The sequence below is a fragment of the Bradyrhizobium sp. 154 genome (assembly GCF_023073875.1).
Lineage (GTDB): Bacteria > Pseudomonadota > Alphaproteobacteria > Rhizobiales > Xanthobacteraceae > Bradyrhizobium.
The window spans coordinates 31967-49622 of record NZ_JADPKG010000050.1 but is presented as its reverse complement, the minus strand read 5'-3'; the positions used below and the strand labels follow the sequence as shown (position 1 = coordinate 49622).

The following is a 17656-nucleotide window of genomic DNA, read 5'->3' as shown; positions in this document are numbered from 1 at the left end:
CCTAATCGCCCGCGTCAGCGCCGCGGACTGCGTACGTGCCGCGTTTCGATCCGCCGAGGCGCAAGAGCACGAGAATTGAAGGATCGACCCCCGTTCGCCGGCGACAGAGGACGTTGAGCGCGATGGTCGCTAGCGCCAACGACACCGTGGCCGAGATCGCCGCGCCAAGCACGCCAAGCCAGGGAATCAGCACGAGAAATCCGACCACCCGCAACGCCACGTTCGCCGCAACGACGGGGACATAGATGCGCTCATGGCCGGTGAGCTGCAAGATCGCCGCGGATGGACCGCCCGCTGCCTGAAACGCCGTTCCGATCGCGAGCACGATAAGGACCCAGTGCTGCGCGGCGAAGTGAGGTCCGAACAGGTTGAGAAGATGGGGGCCGCCGATCCAGATCAGGAACAGCCCGCTGACCACACAAAGCGCGGTCACCTCCGCCATCAGCTGCAACGTCCGCTCGAATTCCTGATGGTTCTTGCTGAAGTACAGCGAGGGAAGCCGGCGCGCGCCGAAACTGTATAGCGCCGCCGACAGCATGGCGAAGATGTTGGCAAGGCGCGAGGCGGCGAAATAGATGCCGGCTGTCGCCGGATCCAGCATCCAGTACACCAGAATGACGTCGAAATACTGATTGGCGGCTTCCAGGACGGATGCGATCCAGAAATGAAGCGCGCTCGATCTCCAGCGAGACGGCTCGGACCGTGCCGCCGTACCGCGAAGATCCGGCAGAGCTCGCACAATCGAAACGACCTGCGCGACCAGGCCAACCGACATCGCGATCGTCATCACGGCGAACAATTCGGCGGGGTCGAGCCGCCGATGGTCGAACATGATTGCGAGCAGAAACAAGACGACACCGACCCGCCAGAAGAACTCTCTGTTTCCCTCGCCCATGAGGATGCTGACCAACGAGCGCGCAACCTGGCTGCCGAGCATCACCCCCGCATTAACGGCGGTGTAGGCGGACACGGCGAGGATCAGCAGCCACCAGTCGCCCTTCAAGCTCGCCGCAATCGACATTGCGGCGACCACAATCAGCATCGCGAGGGAGGAAATCTTCAGGCTGGACAGCAGCACTCCCTTGGTGAGATCGGGTCGATTTCCGACCTGATATTCGTTCAGAAAGCGCACCAGGAGCGATTCCTGGCCGACCAGGCCCACGACCGATGCGACCTGGGCAACCGAAAGCCAGGTCGCAAAGATACCGAAACCGTCGGGCGACATCGTTCGTGCCGCGAGCGAGAATACCGCAAACGCAAGCGCGCCGCTTCCAACCTTGAGGAGGATGGTCCCGACGACACCGCGCGTCACGTCGCGCCGCATGAGTTGGATGATGGATTCGATCATGGACGTTAAGGGGCAACTCTCCCCTGAAGAGATACGTGCCGATACCGGCGCCAGCCTAGCATGCCGAAAAACCGCGAGTGTTAATGAGCGGCTTCCAGGAGTTCGCCATACACGACGTCGCGGCCAAGTCGGTTGCTTCACTGTGGTACATCGCCGTCTCCATTGTCTCCAGATAGTGCAAGGCCCGGCTCGACCGGGGGGGCGGCAAAGGGCCAGATCGACCGCCGAGGACAGCACGGTCAGCCGTTCGAATGCGGAATGGCTCGCCGGAATGGCCGCGGATCTATCAAGGCGTGAACTCTGCAGAGCCTCCTGAGCAAGGTCCGTGCCGGGACATCGCAGGTCCAGATCTTCCTCCCGTCATTAACCTCGATCGCCGGAAATCATCGCGTTTGGCCCAGCGATGCGACATCAGGCGAGAAAGTTGCAAATGAAGCCACGTTAACCGTGAGAGCCCGGACCATGACGACCGATACAACCGTGACTGAGCCGATCGCCGCTGCGGCAAGCGCGTCGATCGCGACGGACATCGCGATCGTCGGCGGTGGCCTTACGGGGTCGCTGGCGGCAGCCGTTCTTGCGCGGGCAGGGCATCGCGTTGCCCTGGTCGACAAGCGTGCGGTCTATCCGAACGAATTCCGGGTCGAAAAGATCGGCGGGCGACAGCTGGAGGCGTTCCGCAGGCTGGGCTTCATCCGTGGTCTCGAGAGCGCCGCCTGTCCATACGACCGCGTGCTCAATATCCGGGAAGGCAAGGTGGTCGATGTCAGCGTCGGCCAGGCTTACGGGCTTGCCTATGCCGATCTCGTCGCGATGGCGCGCAGCCAGTTACCTGATCCATCCAGCCTGATCGTCGACGAGGTCACTGCGATCAGCTGTAGCGACGAGCTCCAGCATCTCGAGCTCGCTTCCGGGCGGCGCGTCACTGCGCGCCTCATCGTTCTGGCCACGGGCATGGCAGGAGTTCTCGGCCACAAGCTCGGCATCAGGCGGCGCGTGCTGGCTGCGGGCCATTCGGTCTCGTTCGGCTTTACGATCGCCCGACGCGATGGCGCGCCGTTCGATTTCAACGCGCTGACCTGTTACGGCGAGCGCACAGGGGACGGCGTCGACTACCTCAGCCTGTTTCCCGTGCGCGCGGGTATGAGGGCGAATCTCTTCATGTTCCGCGACCCGGCCGATCCGATCATGCGCGATCTACGTCGCGAAACGGAAGCGACCGTTCTGCGCCTGCTGCCGGGATTGCAGACCTATCTCGGCGACTTCCGCGTGATTGACCGGATACAGAACTGGGTGATGGACCTCTCGGTCGTCGAGGGCCACCTTCAGCCCGGTGTCGTGCTCATTGGTGATGCGTTCCAGACCAACTGTCCCGCCGCCGGAACCGGCGTCGCGCGCCTGCTGGTGGACGTCGAGCGTCTTTGTACCGAATATGTGCCGCGGTGGCTGATGACTCCCGGCATGAACAGGGACAAGATCTCGGAATTCTATTCCGATCGCGACAAGGTCGCGGCAGACCAGCAGTCACTGAAGATGGCACGATTCCGCCAAGCCTTGACCTCGCGCGACGATATCGGCTGGGATGTGCGGCGGCGGCTGCACTTCCTGCGCCGCAGTATCACCCATCGGGTCGATCAAATGCGGCCAGGCTGGCTCGCGCATGTCCGCAGCGCGCTTCGCGCCTGAGCGCCCCGGCCGTTGGCGTCCCGCGCTCGTCAGCGTGTCGGGGTCGAGGTGCGAGTCGGCAGAAGCCTGAACTCCGACATCCGCTTGGCGGCCAGTTTGAGCCAAGGAGCCTGCTTCAGCGCGAACAACGCGACGGCGCCTGCGGTGCTGCCGGCCTTTGTGACCGCCCACATCGGCGATGGCTGCCCGCCGAACAGTTTTTTGTACGGCTCGTCACCTATGGTGAAGTCGAGCATCTGGTCCCCGCGCTCGATGCAATCCCTGGCCACCTGCTCGAACATCAGCGCGCCCAGCGACTGGCTCTTGTAGCCCGCAATGTCGAAGGCGCTCATGATGACGTGGAAGGTGTCGCGGTGGCACAATCCGAGCACGGCGGCGATCACCTCGCCGTCCATCTTCATGGCATAGAGCCGCACAAAGGAGCCGAGGCCGCGGAGGGCCACCTCGGAATAGAAGTCGAAATACTCAGGGCGCTGGAGCAGATCTCCGTCGCCTTGTGACTGAAACCGCGGCCCGCGAAATTTCTTCATGACCTCCAGCGCGTCGAGCATGGAGGCGCTATCGTTGCAGCACGAGAAGCTCAAGGCGCCCTTCTTCTGGAGCTGTCGATATTTCTTCGCGAGTTCCTTCTGATAGGAGCGATCCATCGCGCTGGCCCGCCATTGCTCGAACGGCGCGATGAGAACGGTCGCGTAGGCATTGGTGTCCATCGAGACGCGGCGGGGTGCAGCCAGGAGGTTCTCGATCGGAAGCCGTCCGTCGGGAAGCTTGGTCATGCGGAGCAGGTCGAAAGGGCGGAGGAGGCTCCGAAGCTCCGCGCATGCGCTCTCGTCCGCGAGCAGTTGAGAAAATGCTCCCGGGCTGCAAACCGGCGCCAGATAGTCGGAGACGCGGAGGTCGGCGAATTCGACGGTCCGTATCGGACCACGCCGGATCCGCAGCAGAGGCAGCACCATCGCAAGGGCGCGCGTCGTGCGATGGCGGACCACGACGATGAGACGCGTTGCCCCTGCATGAGATGCCAGCCTAGCATAGAGGCTGTGTAGCCACTGTGGATGCTGGAACGCGGTGGCGGCGGAGTTGTCAAACAACTCTGCGTATTCCGGACACAGAAAATCGAACGCCTGCTCGATGGCGATATCGAACGTGCTGCTGGATCTGTTCATGCGCAACCAAGAAAACCAGACAATTCGTGAAAATTCGATCGAGCTCGATCCGCGCTTTATAGCAGGGTCGTTACGGGCGAGACACCAGCGGGGTACGATTTGCATTAATGCGCCGCGCCGGGTCTCTTATCGTTATTAAATCCTTAAAGTTCGGCCTCCTGTGCGCTGGGAGTGGCGGAGCTCGACCGTGCTAGCAAATTATTAACCGTGCCTAGGGAAGGTCGGTTCATGGCCAGCCTGCAGACCGAGGTGGATTCCGGGACACTCGAGAGCGCGTTCTGGGAGACGCGCAGCGTTGGCGTTGAGAAGATTGCCAGAGCCGCGATCAGTTGTTCGATTACTATCAACGTGATTGCATCGATGGGCATCTTCAACGCCGCGCTCCTGCCGCCGGAGCTCACCTTTGTGCAGCAGACCGCGGCGCTTCTGATGTGGGGCGTCCTCATCTACGCAAGTGCATTCGTGCGCCCGCGCCTGCGTCTGCAGTTCAATCTCGATCTGATCGCGCTGCTCGCATTCTACACGTTCGCGGTGGCCTCCGTGTTCTGGTCGAGCCTGAGCGCGGCGGCGTTCATGAAAAGCGCGGCGCTTGCCATGACGACCTTCGGCGCGTTCTGTCTCATCACGCGCATCGAGATCGACGAGATTGTGAGGGCCACGGCCCTTGGGCTGGTGATATTGGTCGCCGCATCGGCTTTCTGTGCGCTTGCTGTCCCCGATATCGGGATAGACCAGACCTGGATGCATAGCGGTCAATGGCAGGGCGTCTATGAATCGAAGCAGACGCTCGGATTCGTCGGCGCGTATCTGATGTTTTTTGGCTGTTATCGTAAGATGAAGGGGCAGGGTTGGCCGACGTTCCTCTTCGTGTTCCTGCTGGCCTCGACCTGCGTCCTCGCGTCGGAATCGCGCGGTGCCGGCGCTGTTGCCCTGGCAGCCTGTGCGTTGCTCGTGACCTCGATGTGGTCGGTCGGCTGCATGAGGGTCTATGCGGTGCTGCCGTTCGTCATGTGTCTCCTGGCCGGAACTCTGTTTCTTTATTTTTACCTGACAGGCTATGACGCCATCCATGTCGGCGATGCGACGATCGATTTCACTGAACGAACCTTCATCTGGCACTACGCCATCAGCCATTTCGACGATGCGCCGCTGCTCGGTTTCGGGATCAACGGTTTTTGGACGGTGCCGTCGATCTACGATTATTTCGAACAAAACCACGGCTGGGTACTCGACAATTATCACAGCGGCTACATCGCGATCCTGATGGAAACCGGATTTCTGGGATACGTGCTTTTCGCAGCGAGTGTCCTTCTGTTCTCGAGCAAGATTCTCCATCTGATCTCGACCAGATCCATCGATCGTTCGCACTGTGCTCTCATCATCGGATTTGTCGTCCTGAGCTTCCAGACCAATTTCACGGAGACGACATTCCTCCGCTCGACCATGTTCACGTCGGTGTTGCTGGTGGCGTTCTTGTTCGCGACCTGCAGGCCTGTGCCACAGGCCGATTTGCAGTCCTTGCAAATGGACGCAAGATGACCGTCATGCGCGCTCGGTGGGCGGGGAGCGCCATGCTGGCAGCGACGGTGATATTCGTCGCATCGCTCTTCTCCGACGTTCGCGGAGCCGAGCGGGCCAATTCCCGCGACGTGCCGAAACTCGGGCGCGGCATCAATATTCTCGGCTACGATGGAATCTGGGAGGGCGGTCAGAACGCGCCCTTCCGCCTGGAGAATTTGACGGCAATCAAGAAGGCCGGATTTTCGCACGTCAGGATCAACTTCTTCGGCTTCAAGTTCATGGGTCCGGAGAATGTCCTGGATGAGATCGTCCTGAGGCGGCTCGACACCGTCATCGAGGAAGTCCTTGCGAGGGGCCTCATTCCTGTGCTCGACGAACACGATACCCACGTTTGTCAAAGCGACGTTGCCGGATGCACTGAGAAGCTGAAGTCGTTCTGGAGGCAGATATCCGAGCGCTATGCGGGGCAGTATCCCTCGCTCGTCTTCGAGGTCCTGAATGAACCTGGCGGGCTCATGACGTCCGCCAGCTGGAATTCACTGCTCAACGAGTGTCTCGCGATCATCCGCCGCACCAACCCCGAGCGGCCGGTCATTGCCGCCGTTCTCAACACGGATGATATTCCTGTCGACGAGCTGGCTCTGCCGGCCGAGGACAGGAAGCTCATTGTCACTTTTCACTACTACGCCCCCATACGGTTCACGCACCAGGGTGCACCATGGTCTGCAACTTTCTCGAAGATCGGTCCGCTGGCTTGGGGTACTCGGGATGACGAAGCAAAAGCCGCCGCCGATTTCAGGAAAATGAGTCTCTGGGCGGAGAGTGAGAGGCGCCCCCTTTATCTCGGGGAGTTCGGGGTGTACGAGCGTGCGCCGTCCGACAGTCGCTTGCGATACCTCTCCTTCGTGGCGAGAAACGCCGACAGGCTTGGCTGGTCATGGGCCTACTGGCAGTTCGACCATGATTTCGCGGCCTTCGACAGCGCGCGTCAGGCCTGGAAGCCGGGCATCCTGCGCGCCTTGATCCCGCCGCCGCATTGAAGCGGCGACGTGTTCGCAACGGCATCAGAAATGCGCAGCCAGGGCGCCGAGGCGCTTGAACGCCCGTTCACGGGCGGCCTCAATCGGTTGTGGGGGTCCCGTGGTCGGCCCGATCGGCACGAAACGGACATCGTTGATGCCAATGAAGCGCAGGATTTCCCGCACGTAGGGCGTTGCCATGTCGATGCGGCCGCGGTTCATGCCGGTGGAGAAATCGCTGCCGCTGGCGAGGATCACGAGCGTTGGCCGGTCCCTCAGCAGCGGAACGTATCCCTGGGACGGATCGAACCGAAAGGTAAGCCCGGGCTGGACGATGATGTCGATGAACTGCTTCAGCTTGTAGGGGATGCCGAAGTTCCACATCGGCGTCGAGATCAGCACGCGATCGGCGAGTGAAAAGCGCAGCGCGATGCGCTCGGCCTCGGTAAAACCGTCGCGTTGAGGATCGCTGAAGCGCTGGCCGTTCATGCGGGCGTATTTGGCCTCGAGGATGGGACCAGCGAACTCAGGCATCCGCTCGCGCCAGAGATCCATGAAGTCGATGTCCCAATCGGGATGGGTCTGACGAAAGCCGTCAATGAAGACCAGCGCGGCGGCACTCGATTCCGAGTCGGGGCGGGGCGAGCAGGACAGATGCAGGAGCTTCGGCACTGCGCGTCATCCCAGCGCCCTAATGACCGCCTCCGCCCTGGTCACCACCGCGACATTTTGCATGGCGAAGTTGATCGAGGCGTTGTGCCAATCCGCATTCATGGTCGAGCAGCAATCCTCGGGCACGATCATGAAGTAGCCCTTGTCGGCGCCGGTGCGCGCGGTGTGCTCGACCGACATATTGGTCCAGGCACCGGTATTGATTATCATGTCGCGGCCGGTGGCTTTCAGGATCGTCTCCAGCCGCGTGCCTTCCCACGCGCTCATGCGCATTTTCTCGACGACGAAGTCGCCCGGTCGCGGCTCGAGGCCGGACACGGGCGCCGCACCCCAGCTTCCGCGTACCATCGCCTTGCTGTCGACGAGGCCTTCGAACAGCGGCGCATTCAGCGTGACGCCGGGCGCGCCGGGTTCGACGATGAACCAGACATGGATGATGGCGACGCCGCGGGCGCGCGCGGTCTCGGCAAGACGGCGGACGTTGTCAACCACGTGCTGCTGCCGCGCATGACCGGGGGCGCCCGACTCGGCGAAGGCGCCGCCCTCCATGATGACGTCGTTCTGAAGGTCCTGGATGATCATCGCGCATCGCTGCGGATCGAGCCGCATCTCGCCCTCGGCGAGGATGGGCGAGGTTGGCGCGGAGCTTGGCGCCGTGCCGCCGCCGCTTCGCCGGCCGCTCATATAGGGCTCATGCCGCGGGCCGACCTTGGTCGGGATCGCGTACACCGAATGCGTCGCAGTCAGATACAGCATGCGGAAGTCCGGACCGCCCCAGGCGAGGTTAGCGACGAGCTCTGGCACCCGAACCTTGCCGAGCAGCTCACCGCGCGGCGAATAGACCCAGACGCCGCCGGGCGCGGTGACCCAGACATTGCCCTGCTGATCGCACTTCATGCCGTCGGGCAGACCTGGCTCGAGCTCGGAGCGGATGCCGCTCGCAAACACGCGCGCGTTCGACAGTGAACCGTCACTATCGACGTCAAAGACGCGGATCAGCGCCTGCACGGTGTCGTTGACATAGAGCAGCTTTTCGTCGGGCGAGAAGCACAGCCCGTTCGGCTGGTCGAACAGGTTGCGGTCGACGACGAGCTTCGGTTCGCCGCCGGGTACGAGGCGATAGACGCCCTGAAAGCCGAGCTGGCGTGGCCGCTCGACGCCATAGACCGGCATCCGACCATACCAGGGATCAGAGAAATAAATCGCGCCGGAAGAGTGTACGCAGACATCGTTCGGGCTGTTGAGTTCCTGGCCCTGGAAGTGTGAAGCCAGCACCTCTCGCCGCCCATCCGGCCGCTCGCGGACCAGCGACGACGTCGCGTGCTCGCAGACGATGAGGTTGAGCTCGGCATCATAGGTCATGCCGTTGCATTTGTTCGAGGGACGCTTGACCTCCACGACGCCGCGCCGCGCGTCCCAGCGCCGCCGCACGTCGCCCGGCATATCCGAGAACAGGAGGTAGTGATCGACCGGATGCCAGATCGGTCCTTCCGTGAACTCGAAGCCGGTGCCGACTTGCGCGACCGGCGCGTACGGGTCGATCAGGGTCTCGAAGTCGGAACGCAAGGTAACGTGGGTCATCGGTCGATCCTCCAGGACCATGGTCCGGAAAGTACGGCGCGGACTTCCGGCAAGATCATGCGCAGAAAGGGTCTCAGGCCGGGAACCAGTTGCGCTCGGGCAAGGACTGCACGATCGGGCCTGGGACCTGGTCGTGCAGCCGCCCGACGACATTGCCGCCTTCGATCTTGGCGGGGCGATCGTGCACGGGAAGGAGATAGCGCGAATTGCTGAGCAGCTTCTTGATCGCCGCCTTTTCCGCGCGCTTGCTGGTGCCGTGGTTGCCGGTGGTGCGCGGCTCCCAATCGTGGATCTCGTTGAAGGGCGTGACGATCTGGTCGTTGAAGTCGTAGATCACGTCGCCGCAGATGGTGGCAATGCCGTCGGCGGTGTGAACGATGATGTTCATCGATCCCTCGGTATGGGCGTTGGCGGCATCGCAATAGACGCCGGGCATCAACTCGATCGGGCCGGTGACCTCGAGATCCAGAAAGCGCAGCGCGCTCTTGGTGTGCAAGCGGTCGATCAGGTGCTTGATGTCGGGCGCTGGATATTGGGGATGCATCAGGCCGGAAACGGAATATTCGAGCTCCCTGCGGTTGAGGACGACTGTCGTGTTCATCGGAAATAGATCGTCCTTGCCGGCATGGTCGATGTGCAGATGAGTGTGGCAGACGAAGCGGACGTCGCCCATGCGCACACCATGGCGCGCAAGCTGATTCTCGATCATGTTCTCGTGGTATTGCAGCCCGCGCATGCCCAGCGTCTCCATGATCTGGTTGGAGCGATAGCCGGTATCGACCACGACCGGATATTTGCCGCCGAGGATCAGGAAGCCCAGGGTGAGAACGCGGCGCGTGCGGCCGCAGTCGCGGCCGAGCACCAGGAAGCTCGATTCCAGCTCGATATCGCCGTAGTCCAGGATCTTGATCTCCAGCGCCATTCGCGTCCCTCCTTGTATTGCTTCTTGTCTGTCAAAGCCGATAGACGCGCGTAGCGGTCGCCCGAAAGATCGCGTCCTGTTGTTCGGTGCTCAGCGGTGCGGCTGCCGCGCAAAACGCGTCGACGAGCTCGCGATAGCTGGTCCACAATTTCTCGATCGGGAAATTGGAGCCGAACAGGCAGCGCTCGGCACCGAAAATCGCAACGGTGTCGGCGAGAACGGCAGCGATGTGCGCGGGATCGTTGCGATGGATGAAGGTGCCGAGCCCGGAGAGCTTTGAGACTACGTTCGGGCAGGCCGCAAGCCGCGCCATGCCGGCGCGCCAGGCGGCGCGGCCTGCCGCCGAGAGGTCCTCCAGCATGCCGGCATGCTGGAGGATGAAAGTCACCTTTGGACAAGCGTCGGCCAGCTCCGCTGCCTCCGGCATCTGCGGCGTGAACACCTGCAGGTCGAAGCTCCAGCCATAGTCGGCGAGATGCGCGACGTTGCGGCGGATTATTGGATCTGCGCAGAGATCGGGGCGGGCTGCAAAGCGGTAGCGCGGGTTCTCGTGCCAATGCAGTTGCATGCGTACGCCGCGCACGAGCGGATAGCGCTTGAGACGATCGAGCTGGGGACGAACGTCCTCGACCGCGAAATTGGCGTAGGCGATGATCGCGTGCGGCCAGCCGTGTTCGTCGGCGGCCTGCTGCACCCAGGCGGCCTCGTCCTCGAAGCGGTCGTTGGCCCAGTTGGTCTGCACATAGACCGAGCGGGTGACGCTGGTGCCCTCGATGTCGTCGAGATATTCCTGGATCGGATAATCGCGCCGTATCGACTCGTAGGGGCCGAAGATTCGCGGCTGCATCGGACCGATCAGCCAGGGCAGGTCGGCCTGCCGCCAGATGTGATGATGGCCGTCGACAATATTGGTCACGCCGCTCTCCTTCGTCCCAACGCCAGAATGTGCGCGACGATCGACGCGCTCGAGCCGCCATCCACGAGATCATCGACGAAGCGCTCGATGGCAATGAGCGCTTCGGTCTGCGGGCGGAAGGCCGGGCTTGTGGCGAGCGGCGTCAGCCAGCTCAAGCGCCAGGACCGCCGCGATAGTTTCGCGACGGCGTCGCGAAGTGCGTCGCCTTCACCGCGCTCGAGTCCATCGGAGACGATCACCACAGCGGCGCCACGCGCATAGCCGCCGAACCGTGGCACGGCGAGGAAGGCTTGCAGCGCATCGCCAATGCGGGTGCCACCATCCCAGTCGCTGACGAGATGAGCGGCTGCGTTCAATGCCTGCTCGCGACGCTTCAGTCGTAAGGGGCGGGTGACCCGCGTCAGCCGCGTACCGAAGGTGAAGACCTCGACATTGGGTGCCGCCTGCACCAGCGCATGCGCGAGCTTCATGTTCTCCTCAGTGCGAGTCTTCATGGAGCCGGACACGTCGATCAGCAGCAATATCTTGCGTGACCGCTGCCGCCGCTTGAGGTGACCGAGCCGCAAGATCTCGCCGTCGCTGCGGACGGTGTCGCGCAAGGTGCGGCGGAGGTCGGCAAATGGTCCGCGGCGGGCGCGCATGCGCCGGTGGCCACGCCGTCGCGGCAGACGTCGCGACGCCTCGCGCGCCAGGCGGCGTAGCGCGTCCGTTGTCGAACTCACCCCAAAGCGGCGCTCGACCAGCGCCTCGCTTCGGGTCGCGGTGAGGCCGGACTCGCTCGCCTCGTCGGAGAGCAGGGGCTCCTCGTCGCCGCGGCCCTCTTCCTGGAGGCGAACCGTCTCGTCGTCCTCGCCCTCGTCATCGCGCGCAATCGTCTCGCTGCCGCGGAAGTGGAGATCGAACAGCCGGTCGAAGGTGGCACGACGATCGGGCGGCGGAGCTAGCGTCGCCAGTGCAGCTTGTCTGATATCCTCGATGCTATCAGGGCCGAGCAGCTCGATGGCCGCCAGGAACGTCGTGGTCTGCTCCGGCGCCACGGCAAAGCCATTCGCGCGCAGCAGCGGGACGAAGGCGACGAACACGCGCGCGGCGCGCGGGAGCTGCGGCTCGGTGCTCATGCGGTCGCCTCCGCGAGCATGGCGTCGAGCCGCGGCGAAATGAAATGCAGGTCTTCTTCGTCCTTCAGCGCCACGCCGATCGAGCGCTTGAACGCATCGGGCCAGCGCGCGCCGCCCTCGTGAAGGAGCGTCGCGGCCTCGGCCCAATCGACGGCCTCAGCGATGCCCGGTGCCTTGCTGAGCGGCTCGCGCCGCAGCCGTTCGACGGTCGCGACGACCGCGCGTGCCGTGGCCTCGGCGACGCTCGAGGCGCGCATCATGATGATGCGGGCTTCGCGCTCGGCGGTGGGATAGTCGATCCAGTGATAGACGCAGCGGCGGCGCAGCGCTTCGTGCAGGTCGCGTGTCCGGTTCGATGTCAGCACGACCACGGGTCGCTCCGCCGCGCGTACCGTGCCGCGCTCGGGGATCGAGATCTGGAAGTCGGAGAGGAATTCGAGCAGGAAGGCCTCGAACTCCTGATCGGCGCGATCGATTTCGTCAATCAGCAGAACGGTGGAATCGGGTGCGCGCAGCGCGGCCAGCATCGGCCGCTCGATCAGGAACGTCTCGCCATAGATGTCGATGCTCTCGTCGCCGGCCTGGCGGATCGCGAGCATCTGGCGCGGGTAGTTCCACTCATAGAGTGCGGCCGACGCGTCGATGCCCTCATAGCATTGCAGGCGGATGAGCCGGCGGCCGAGCACGGCAGCGATCGCCTTTGCAGCCTCCGTCTTGCCGACGCCGGGCGCTCCTTCCAGCAGCAGCGGCTTGCCGAGCGCGAGCCCGAGATAGGCGGCGGTGGCCAGTCCCTCGTCGGCGAGGTAATAGGCTGCGCGCAGCGCCTTCTCCAGCGCTTGTGGGCTGTCGATTCCGACGATGTTGCTGCGAACCGCCACGGCCAATCCTCTAGCGTCGCGCCTGCGGCCGTGCGCCGCCCTGGGCCTTGATCGCGCGCAGCACTTTCTCGGGCGTAATCGGGAGATCGTCGATGCGCACGCCGACCGCGTTGAAGATCGCATTCGCCACGGCCGGCAGCACCGGGTTGGCGCACATCTCGCCGGGACCCTTGGCGCCGAAGGGACCATCGGGAGCAGGGCGTTCCAGCACCGCGATATCGTGCGGGCAGATATCGCCGGGGCCGGGCATCAGATATTCGACGAAGTCGCGCGGGCCGTGAGCGGGGTCGGGATAGTAAGGCTCGGGCGTCTCGTAGAGCGCGTGGCTGACGCCCATCCAGGCGCCGCCTACGAGCTGCTGCTCGACCAGCCGCGGGTTGAGCGCGCGGCCGAGCTCATAGGCGGAGTCCATCCGGACCATCGCGACCTCACCGGTCTCGTCGTCGACCTCGACCTCGGCGACCAGGCAGGCATGGGCATAGCAGGTTGCCGGCGACATCTCTCCGGTTTCGGGGTCGACATCGGACAGCGGTACCAGGAATATTCCCCGGCCGGAGATGGTCTTGCCCTGCTTGAATTGCGCGGCGATCGCGACATCCTTGGTCGAGATCGAGCGATGCGGCGCGCCTTTGACATGGATGTTGCCGCGCCCGTCTGTCTCGAGGTCGGCGGCGTTGACCTCCAGCTCCTCGGCCGCAGCCTCCATCATCACGCCGCGGGCTTCGCGGGCTGCAGCCATCACGGCGTTACCGACGCGGTGAGTGCCGCGCGAGGCGAACGAACCCATGCAATGCGGGCCGGTGTCGGAATCCGCGGTGTCGACGTAGACGTCCTCGACCGGCACGCCCAGCGTCTCAGCGCAAATCTGCCGCGTCACCGATTTCATGCCCTGGCCGAGATCGATCGACGACAGCGCCACTGTGAACTTGCCGCTGGGATTGGAGTGAACCAGCGCCTGGCTGGGATCGCCGCCGAGGTTCATGCCGATGGGATAGTTGATCGACGCCATGCCGCGTCCGCGATGTCTGGTCATCTAGCGCCTCCTGGTCCCGAACACGGAAGAGAAGCGGGTGGCGCCGTGCGATGGTGCCGCCGGGCGGGGCGGAGGAGGCGGCGGTGTCGGCGGTGGCGGTTCGCGCGGCGGCTCTCTTGTCGCGGTCACGGGTGCGCGGTCATAGGTCGTGCGCTGCTGGGCGGGCGCGGCCGGCCGCGCGCGCACATCCGTCGGCGTCGGCGGAATCGCGGCGCGGCTGCCGCCACCATCCTTGCGCGAGGAGGCGCGCCTGAACTCGTCGCGGATCGGCCATTTGGCCTTTTCGGCGGCGACCTGAACGCATTCGATCAGCGCCGTGTTCTTGGCCTCGCGCCGATGCGCCTTCATGTCACCGTCGCGATAGGCGTTCAGAATCCGGAACTCCATTGGGTCCATGCCGACGAGGTTTGCGAGCTTGTCCATCTGGCATTCGATGGCAAAGTCCATCGCGGTGACGCCGAAGCCGCGCATGGCGGTCGCCGGCGTGCGATTGGTGAAGACGCAGTAGACGTCGCCATAAACGTTCGGGATGGTATAGGGGCCCGGCAAATGCGCGGCGCATTTCACCGCGGCGTAGCTAGAGAGCCGCGTATAGGCGCCGCTGTCGAAATAGGCACGGATCTTTCGGGCGACGATGCGGCCGTCGCGCATCACGCCGTCCTTGATGTAGATGCGCTCGGCGCCGCGCGGCGGGCCGTACTGCATCTCCTCCTCGCGACCGAACACGTAGCGCACGGGCCGTCCGGTCAGCATGGCGCCGAGGATCGCGAGCGGCTCGGTCAGGGTATCCACCTTGCCGCCAAAGCCGCCGCCGACCGTGCCACCGATGAAGTGGAAGGTGTTGGAAGGCACGTCCAAAATCTTGGCGCAGGTATCGACCGAGAAGAACAGCGCCTGGGTCGAGGTGTAGACGACGTAGCGGCCGTTGGTGTCGGGCGCGGCAATCGCGCCATTGGTCTCGGTCGGCGCGTGCTCGATCGGCGACATCTGGTAGCGCTGTTCGAGGACGTGGTCGGCGTTCGCGAGTGCCGCATCGGCATCGCCGAACCGCAGGCGCTGGTGATCGTAGACGTCGTGATAGATGAAGGCGTTCTTCGGATAGGTCTCGTTGACCACGGGCGCGCCCGGCTTGAGGGCATCCTCGACGTCGAACACGGTCGGTAGCGGCTCATAGTCGATCCGCACTTTTGCAATGGCCTCGAACGCCTCACGCTCGCTGTCGGCGACGATGGCGAGGATCGGCTCGCCCTTGTAGCGGACCTTGTCGACGGCCAGTGATGGCTCGTCGTCCTTGCCGAAATTGATCAGGCTCAGCAGCGTGTTGAGATTGACCGGCACGTCAGTGCCGCGAATGATCCGGCGCACGCCGGCTGAGCGTTCTGCGTCCGTGGTATCGATGCGGCGCAGCTTAGCATGGGCCTGAGTCGAGCGAACGACCTTCAAGTGCAGCATGCCCTGGAGCTTATGGTCGTTGAAATAGCTCGACGTCCCCGTGATGTGGCCGAGCATGTCCTGGCGCTGCGTGCCCTTGCCGATCTCCTTGAGATTGTCGTCGCGCTCGTCGGCGAAGATGTCCTTGCGTAGTTCCAGCATGATCTGACCTCAGGCGCTGGCCCGGCCGCCGGCGGCGGCGAGGATGGCATTGATGATCGGCTCGTATCCGGTGCAGCGGCAGATGTTGCCGGAGATCGCCTCGATCACGTCGGCCCGGCTCGGGGACGGATTGCGGTCGAGCAGCGCCTTCGCGGCCATCAGCATGCCCGGCGTGCAATAGCCGCATTGGGCGGCAAAATTGTCGGCAAAGGCGCGCTGGAGCGGGTGCAGGTTCGGACCCTGCTTGAGGCCGTCGAGCGTTTCGACGGAGTGGCCCGCGACGGTCTCGGCGAGCGTCAGACAGGAGAGGTGGAGTTCTCCGTCGATCAGCACGCTGCAGGTGCCGCAGCCGCCCTGGCCGCAGCCGAACTTAGGCGTCATGTCACCGACCAGCTCGCGCAAGGCGACCAGCAAGTTGGCGCCGCCATCGACGAAGATGGCGACGTCGCGGCCGTTGTGACGAAATTGCAGAGGCGTCTTGGACATGTTGGTCCTTGTCTATTCCTGACCGGACAGCAAACGGCGGAGATGGACGCCGACGATCTCGCGGCGATACCAGGCGCTGCCGAGCGCGTTGTCCGCGGGCGATGTGCCCTCGATTGCGGTAGAGGCGGCTGCATTGATGTTCGCGGTATCGAGCGTGCGTCCTTCGAGGGCACGTTCCGCGGCCTTGGCGCGGATCTGGGTCGCCGCCATCGAGCCGAGCGCAATGCGAGCACCGGCGATGCGCCCGCCGCTGACCGGCAGATGTGCGGCCAGCGTGATGACCGAGCCGCCCTTCGGCTTGATGCGGGCAACTTTGCGATAGCGAAAGGCCTCGGCGTTGGCCGGCCGGGTGCAGGAGACCGAGAGGACTAACGCACCGGATTGCCGCTCGCGCGATTGCAGGAACTCCTCGATCGCGATGTCGCGGGCGCCGAAGCCGCCTTGCAGCGCGACTGTGGCGTCGAGCGCCAGCAGCGCCACGGTGAAATCGCCGTAAGGGTTGGGCGCGAACAGATTGCCGCCGACGGTGCCCATGTTGCGCACGGCGGGCCCGCCGATCGAACGGGCGGGCGCGTGCAGGAAAGCGAGGTCCCGCTCGCCGAGAATTCTCGCGAAAGTGACGCCGGCACCGAGCGTGATGCGTGGGCCGGACGCATCGATCCGGCTCAGCGCCTGGTCACTGGCGCGAACGATGGTCGATATCGAGACGTCGCCCTCGTTCAATGCCCGCATCACCAGCGTGCCGCCGCCGAGATAGCGCGCGCTGCGGTCCGAGGATATGGCCCCGGCCGCTTCGCTGGCGCTGGCAAAGGTCTTTACGGTCACAGCCATGGTTAGGCGGCCTCCTTCAGATGGCGGCGGATCGCCTCGAATCCCGCCTGGTAGATGTCTTCCGCGACCATGTGGGTGATGCGGTCCCTATCCTCGGGCTTGGTGGTGAAGCGCGATTCCCAATTCCAGAAGGTGCGGTCGCCATCGGTCACCGGGAGCAGTCGGACATGGGCGACGTAATTGAACATCGGGATCGGGGTATCGAGCAGGCAATAGCTGAAGGTCTGTTCGAGGTCGGACAGCGCCAGCAACTGCTCGCGCAGCTCGGAGCCATCCTTGAGCTTGAAGCGCCTGATACAGCCGATCTTGTCGGAGGCCTGAGCGCGTTCGATCGAGGAGGTCGCAACCGCCGGATGCCAGCGGTCGTGGCCGTTGAAATCCCGCAGCAGGTCCCACACCGCATCGGTCGGTGCGCTCAGGATCGTGCTCTTGACGATATGCGGCACGGCTAACCTCCGAACACGCGTTTCAAGGCGTCGAAGCCGCCCTGGAACACGCCGCCGCCGATGTTGCTGACGAGCTCGGTCTCGCGCTCCGGCGCGCAGTCGAATTCGGCGGTCCATTCCACAAAGGTCTGGTCGCCGTCGGTGACGGGCGTCAGCCGCAAGGTCGCGACGTAGTTCTCGACGCCCATCGGCGATTCCAGGATCGAGTAGGTGCAGAACATGTCGTAGTCGGATAGGCCCAGGAGCTTCTCGCGAATGCGGTCGCCGTTGCGCAGGCGGAAATCCCTGACGCAGCCGATCTTGTCGGCGGGTTCGCCACCCTCGATCCGGCTTTCGGCGATGGCCGGATGCCAGTTCGGCAGGCCGTTGAAATCGCGCACCCGCGCCCAGACGCGGTCGTTGCGGGCGTTGACGACGGTGGAGACATAGACGCGGGCCAT

The 17656-nt window shown here is 63.9% G+C and carries 17 protein-coding genes; 3 read left to right on the top strand and 14 right to left on the bottom strand.

From position 1 onward, the window contains the following. Position 1: 1 nt before the first annotated feature. Positions 2-1348, bottom strand: a complete 1347-nt coding sequence (locus IVA92_RS12375; RefSeq protein WP_247278150.1) for a polysaccharide biosynthesis C-terminal domain-containing protein — start codon at positions 1346-1348, stop codon at positions 2-4. A 462-nt stretch (positions 1349-1810) separates the two neighbouring features. Between IVA92_RS12375 and IVA92_RS12370 the strand changes: the two genes are divergently transcribed. Beyond that, positions 1811-3034 (top strand): NAD(P)/FAD-dependent oxidoreductase, encoded by a 1224-nt coding sequence (locus IVA92_RS12370; RefSeq protein ID WP_247278149.1) that lies wholly within the window; start codon positions 1811-1813, stop codon positions 3032-3034. A 29-nt stretch (positions 3035-3063) separates the two neighbouring features. Here the strand turns inward: IVA92_RS12370 and IVA92_RS12365 are convergent, their stop codons facing one another. Further along, a complete protein-coding gene (locus IVA92_RS12365; RefSeq protein WP_346015463.1) occupies positions 3064-4200 on the bottom strand; it encodes a GNAT family N-acetyltransferase in 1137 nt (378 codons plus the stop codon). A 228-nt stretch (positions 4201-4428) separates the two neighbouring features. Between IVA92_RS12365 and IVA92_RS12360 the strand changes: the two genes are divergently transcribed. Further along, entirely contained in the window at positions 4429-5739 is a 1311-nt protein-coding gene (locus IVA92_RS12360) for an O-antigen ligase family protein (protein ID WP_247278270.1), read from the top strand. Further along, entirely contained in the window at positions 5736-6761 is a 1026-nt protein-coding gene (locus tag IVA92_RS12355; protein ID WP_247278147.1) for a cellulase family glycosylhydrolase, read from the top strand. The genes IVA92_RS12360 and IVA92_RS12355 overlap by 4 nt, the downstream gene beginning before the upstream one ends. Before the next feature lie 24 nt (positions 6762-6785). On the opposite strand, the gene IVA92_RS12350 is transcribed toward IVA92_RS12355, so the two are convergent. From IVA92_RS12350 to IVA92_RS12295, 12 genes are all read right to left on the bottom strand, one after another. Then, positions 6786-7412: an NAD(P)H-dependent oxidoreductase gene (locus tag IVA92_RS12350; protein ID WP_247278146.1), complete on the bottom strand. Its 627-nt coding sequence runs from the start codon at positions 7410-7412 to the stop codon at positions 6786-6788. A gap of 6 nt (positions 7413-7418) precedes the next feature. Beyond that, positions 7419-8993, bottom strand: a complete 1575-nt coding sequence (locus IVA92_RS12345; protein ID WP_247278145.1) for an isochorismatase family protein — start codon at positions 8991-8993, stop codon at positions 7419-7421. 73 nt (positions 8994-9066) lie between these two features. Next, a complete protein-coding gene (locus tag IVA92_RS12340; protein WP_247278144.1) occupies positions 9067-9915 on the bottom strand; it encodes an MBL fold metallo-hydrolase in 849 nt (282 codons plus the stop codon). Between the two features lie 31 nt (positions 9916-9946). Next, entirely contained in the window at positions 9947-10831 is an 885-nt protein-coding gene (locus tag IVA92_RS12335) for an amidohydrolase family protein (RefSeq protein WP_247278143.1), read from the bottom strand. Then, positions 10828-11949, bottom strand: a complete 1122-nt coding sequence (locus IVA92_RS12330; RefSeq protein WP_247278142.1) for a VWA domain-containing protein — start codon at positions 11947-11949, stop codon at positions 10828-10830. Before IVA92_RS12330 ends, IVA92_RS12335 begins: the two co-directional genes overlap by 4 nt. Further along, positions 11946-12827: a MoxR family ATPase gene (locus tag IVA92_RS12325; protein ID WP_247278141.1), complete on the bottom strand. Its 882-nt coding sequence runs from the start codon at positions 12825-12827 to the stop codon at positions 11946-11948. The genes IVA92_RS12330 and IVA92_RS12325 overlap by 4 nt, the downstream gene beginning before the upstream one ends. Before the next feature lie 10 nt (positions 12828-12837). Next, positions 12838-13860, bottom strand: coding sequence for a molybdopterin cofactor-binding domain-containing protein (locus IVA92_RS12320; protein WP_091887626.1), 1023 nt, complete (start codon positions 13858-13860; stop codon positions 12838-12840). Beyond that, entirely contained in the window at positions 13861-15453 is a 1593-nt protein-coding gene (locus IVA92_RS12315) for a molybdopterin cofactor-binding domain-containing protein (RefSeq protein ID WP_247278140.1), read from the bottom strand. It abuts the gene before it with no gap. Between the two features lie 9 nt (positions 15454-15462). Next, positions 15463-15939, bottom strand: a complete 477-nt coding sequence (locus IVA92_RS12310; protein ID WP_247278139.1) for a (2Fe-2S)-binding protein — start codon at positions 15937-15939, stop codon at positions 15463-15465. Between the two features lie 12 nt (positions 15940-15951). Then, the gene (locus tag IVA92_RS12305) at positions 15952-16770 is read right to left on the bottom strand and encodes an FAD binding domain-containing protein (RefSeq protein ID WP_247278138.1); all 819 of its coding nucleotides are present in this window, start codon (positions 16768-16770) and stop codon (positions 15952-15954) included. A 2-nt stretch (positions 16771-16772) separates the two neighbouring features. After that, complete coding sequence (locus IVA92_RS12300; protein WP_247278137.1) at positions 16773-17216, bottom strand: SRPBCC family protein; 444 nt, start codon at positions 17214-17216, stop codon at positions 16773-16775. A 2-nt stretch (positions 17217-17218) separates the two neighbouring features. After that, on the bottom strand, positions 17219-17656 hold the full coding sequence (locus IVA92_RS12295) for an SRPBCC family protein (protein ID WP_128939213.1): 438 nt from the start codon (positions 17654-17656) through the stop codon (positions 17219-17221).

Bases quoted from the DNA above. Each gene is read 5' to 3' on its own strand.
- IVA92_RS12375 (WP_247278150.1), bottom strand. From the start codon at position 1,348: ATGATCGAATCCATCATCCAACTCATGCGGCGCGACGTGACGCGCGGT.
- IVA92_RS12370 (WP_247278149.1), top strand. From the start codon at position 1,811: ATGACGACCGATACAACCGTGACTGAGCCGATCGCCGCTGCGGCAAGC.
- IVA92_RS12365 (WP_346015463.1), bottom strand. From the start codon at position 4,200: ATGAACAGATCCAGCAGCACGTTCGATATCGCCATCGAGCAGGCGTTC.
- IVA92_RS12360 (WP_247278270.1), top strand. From the start codon at position 4,429: ATGGCCAGCCTGCAGACCGAGGTGGATTCCGGGACACTCGAGAGCGCG.
- IVA92_RS12355 (WP_247278147.1), top strand. From the start codon at position 5,736: ATGACCGTCATGCGCGCTCGGTGGGCGGGGAGCGCCATGCTGGCAGCG.
- IVA92_RS12345 (WP_247278145.1), bottom strand. From the start codon at position 8,993: ATGACCCACGTTACCTTGCGTTCCGACTTCGAGACCCTGATCGACCCG.
- IVA92_RS12340 (WP_247278144.1), bottom strand. From the start codon at position 9,915: ATGGCGCTGGAGATCAAGATCCTGGACTACGGCGATATCGAGCTGGAA.
- IVA92_RS12330 (WP_247278142.1), bottom strand. From the start codon at position 11,949: ATGAGCACCGAGCCGCAGCTCCCGCGCGCCGCGCGCGTGTTCGTCGCC.
- IVA92_RS12320 (WP_091887626.1), bottom strand. From the start codon at position 13,860: ATGACCAGACATCGCGGACGCGGCATGGCGTCGATCAACTATCCCATC.
- IVA92_RS12315 (WP_247278140.1), bottom strand. From the start codon at position 15,453: ATGCTGGAACTACGCAAGGACATCTTCGCCGACGAGCGCGACGACAAT.
- IVA92_RS12310 (WP_247278139.1), bottom strand. From the start codon at position 15,939: ATGTCCAAGACGCCTCTGCAATTTCGTCACAACGGCCGCGACGTCGCC.
- IVA92_RS12305 (WP_247278138.1), bottom strand. From the start codon at position 16,770: ATGGCTGTGACCGTAAAGACCTTTGCCAGCGCCAGCGAAGCGGCCGGG.
- IVA92_RS12295 (WP_128939213.1), bottom strand. From the start codon at position 17,656: ATGGCCCGCGTCTATGTCTCCACCGTCGTCAACGCCCGCAACGACCGC.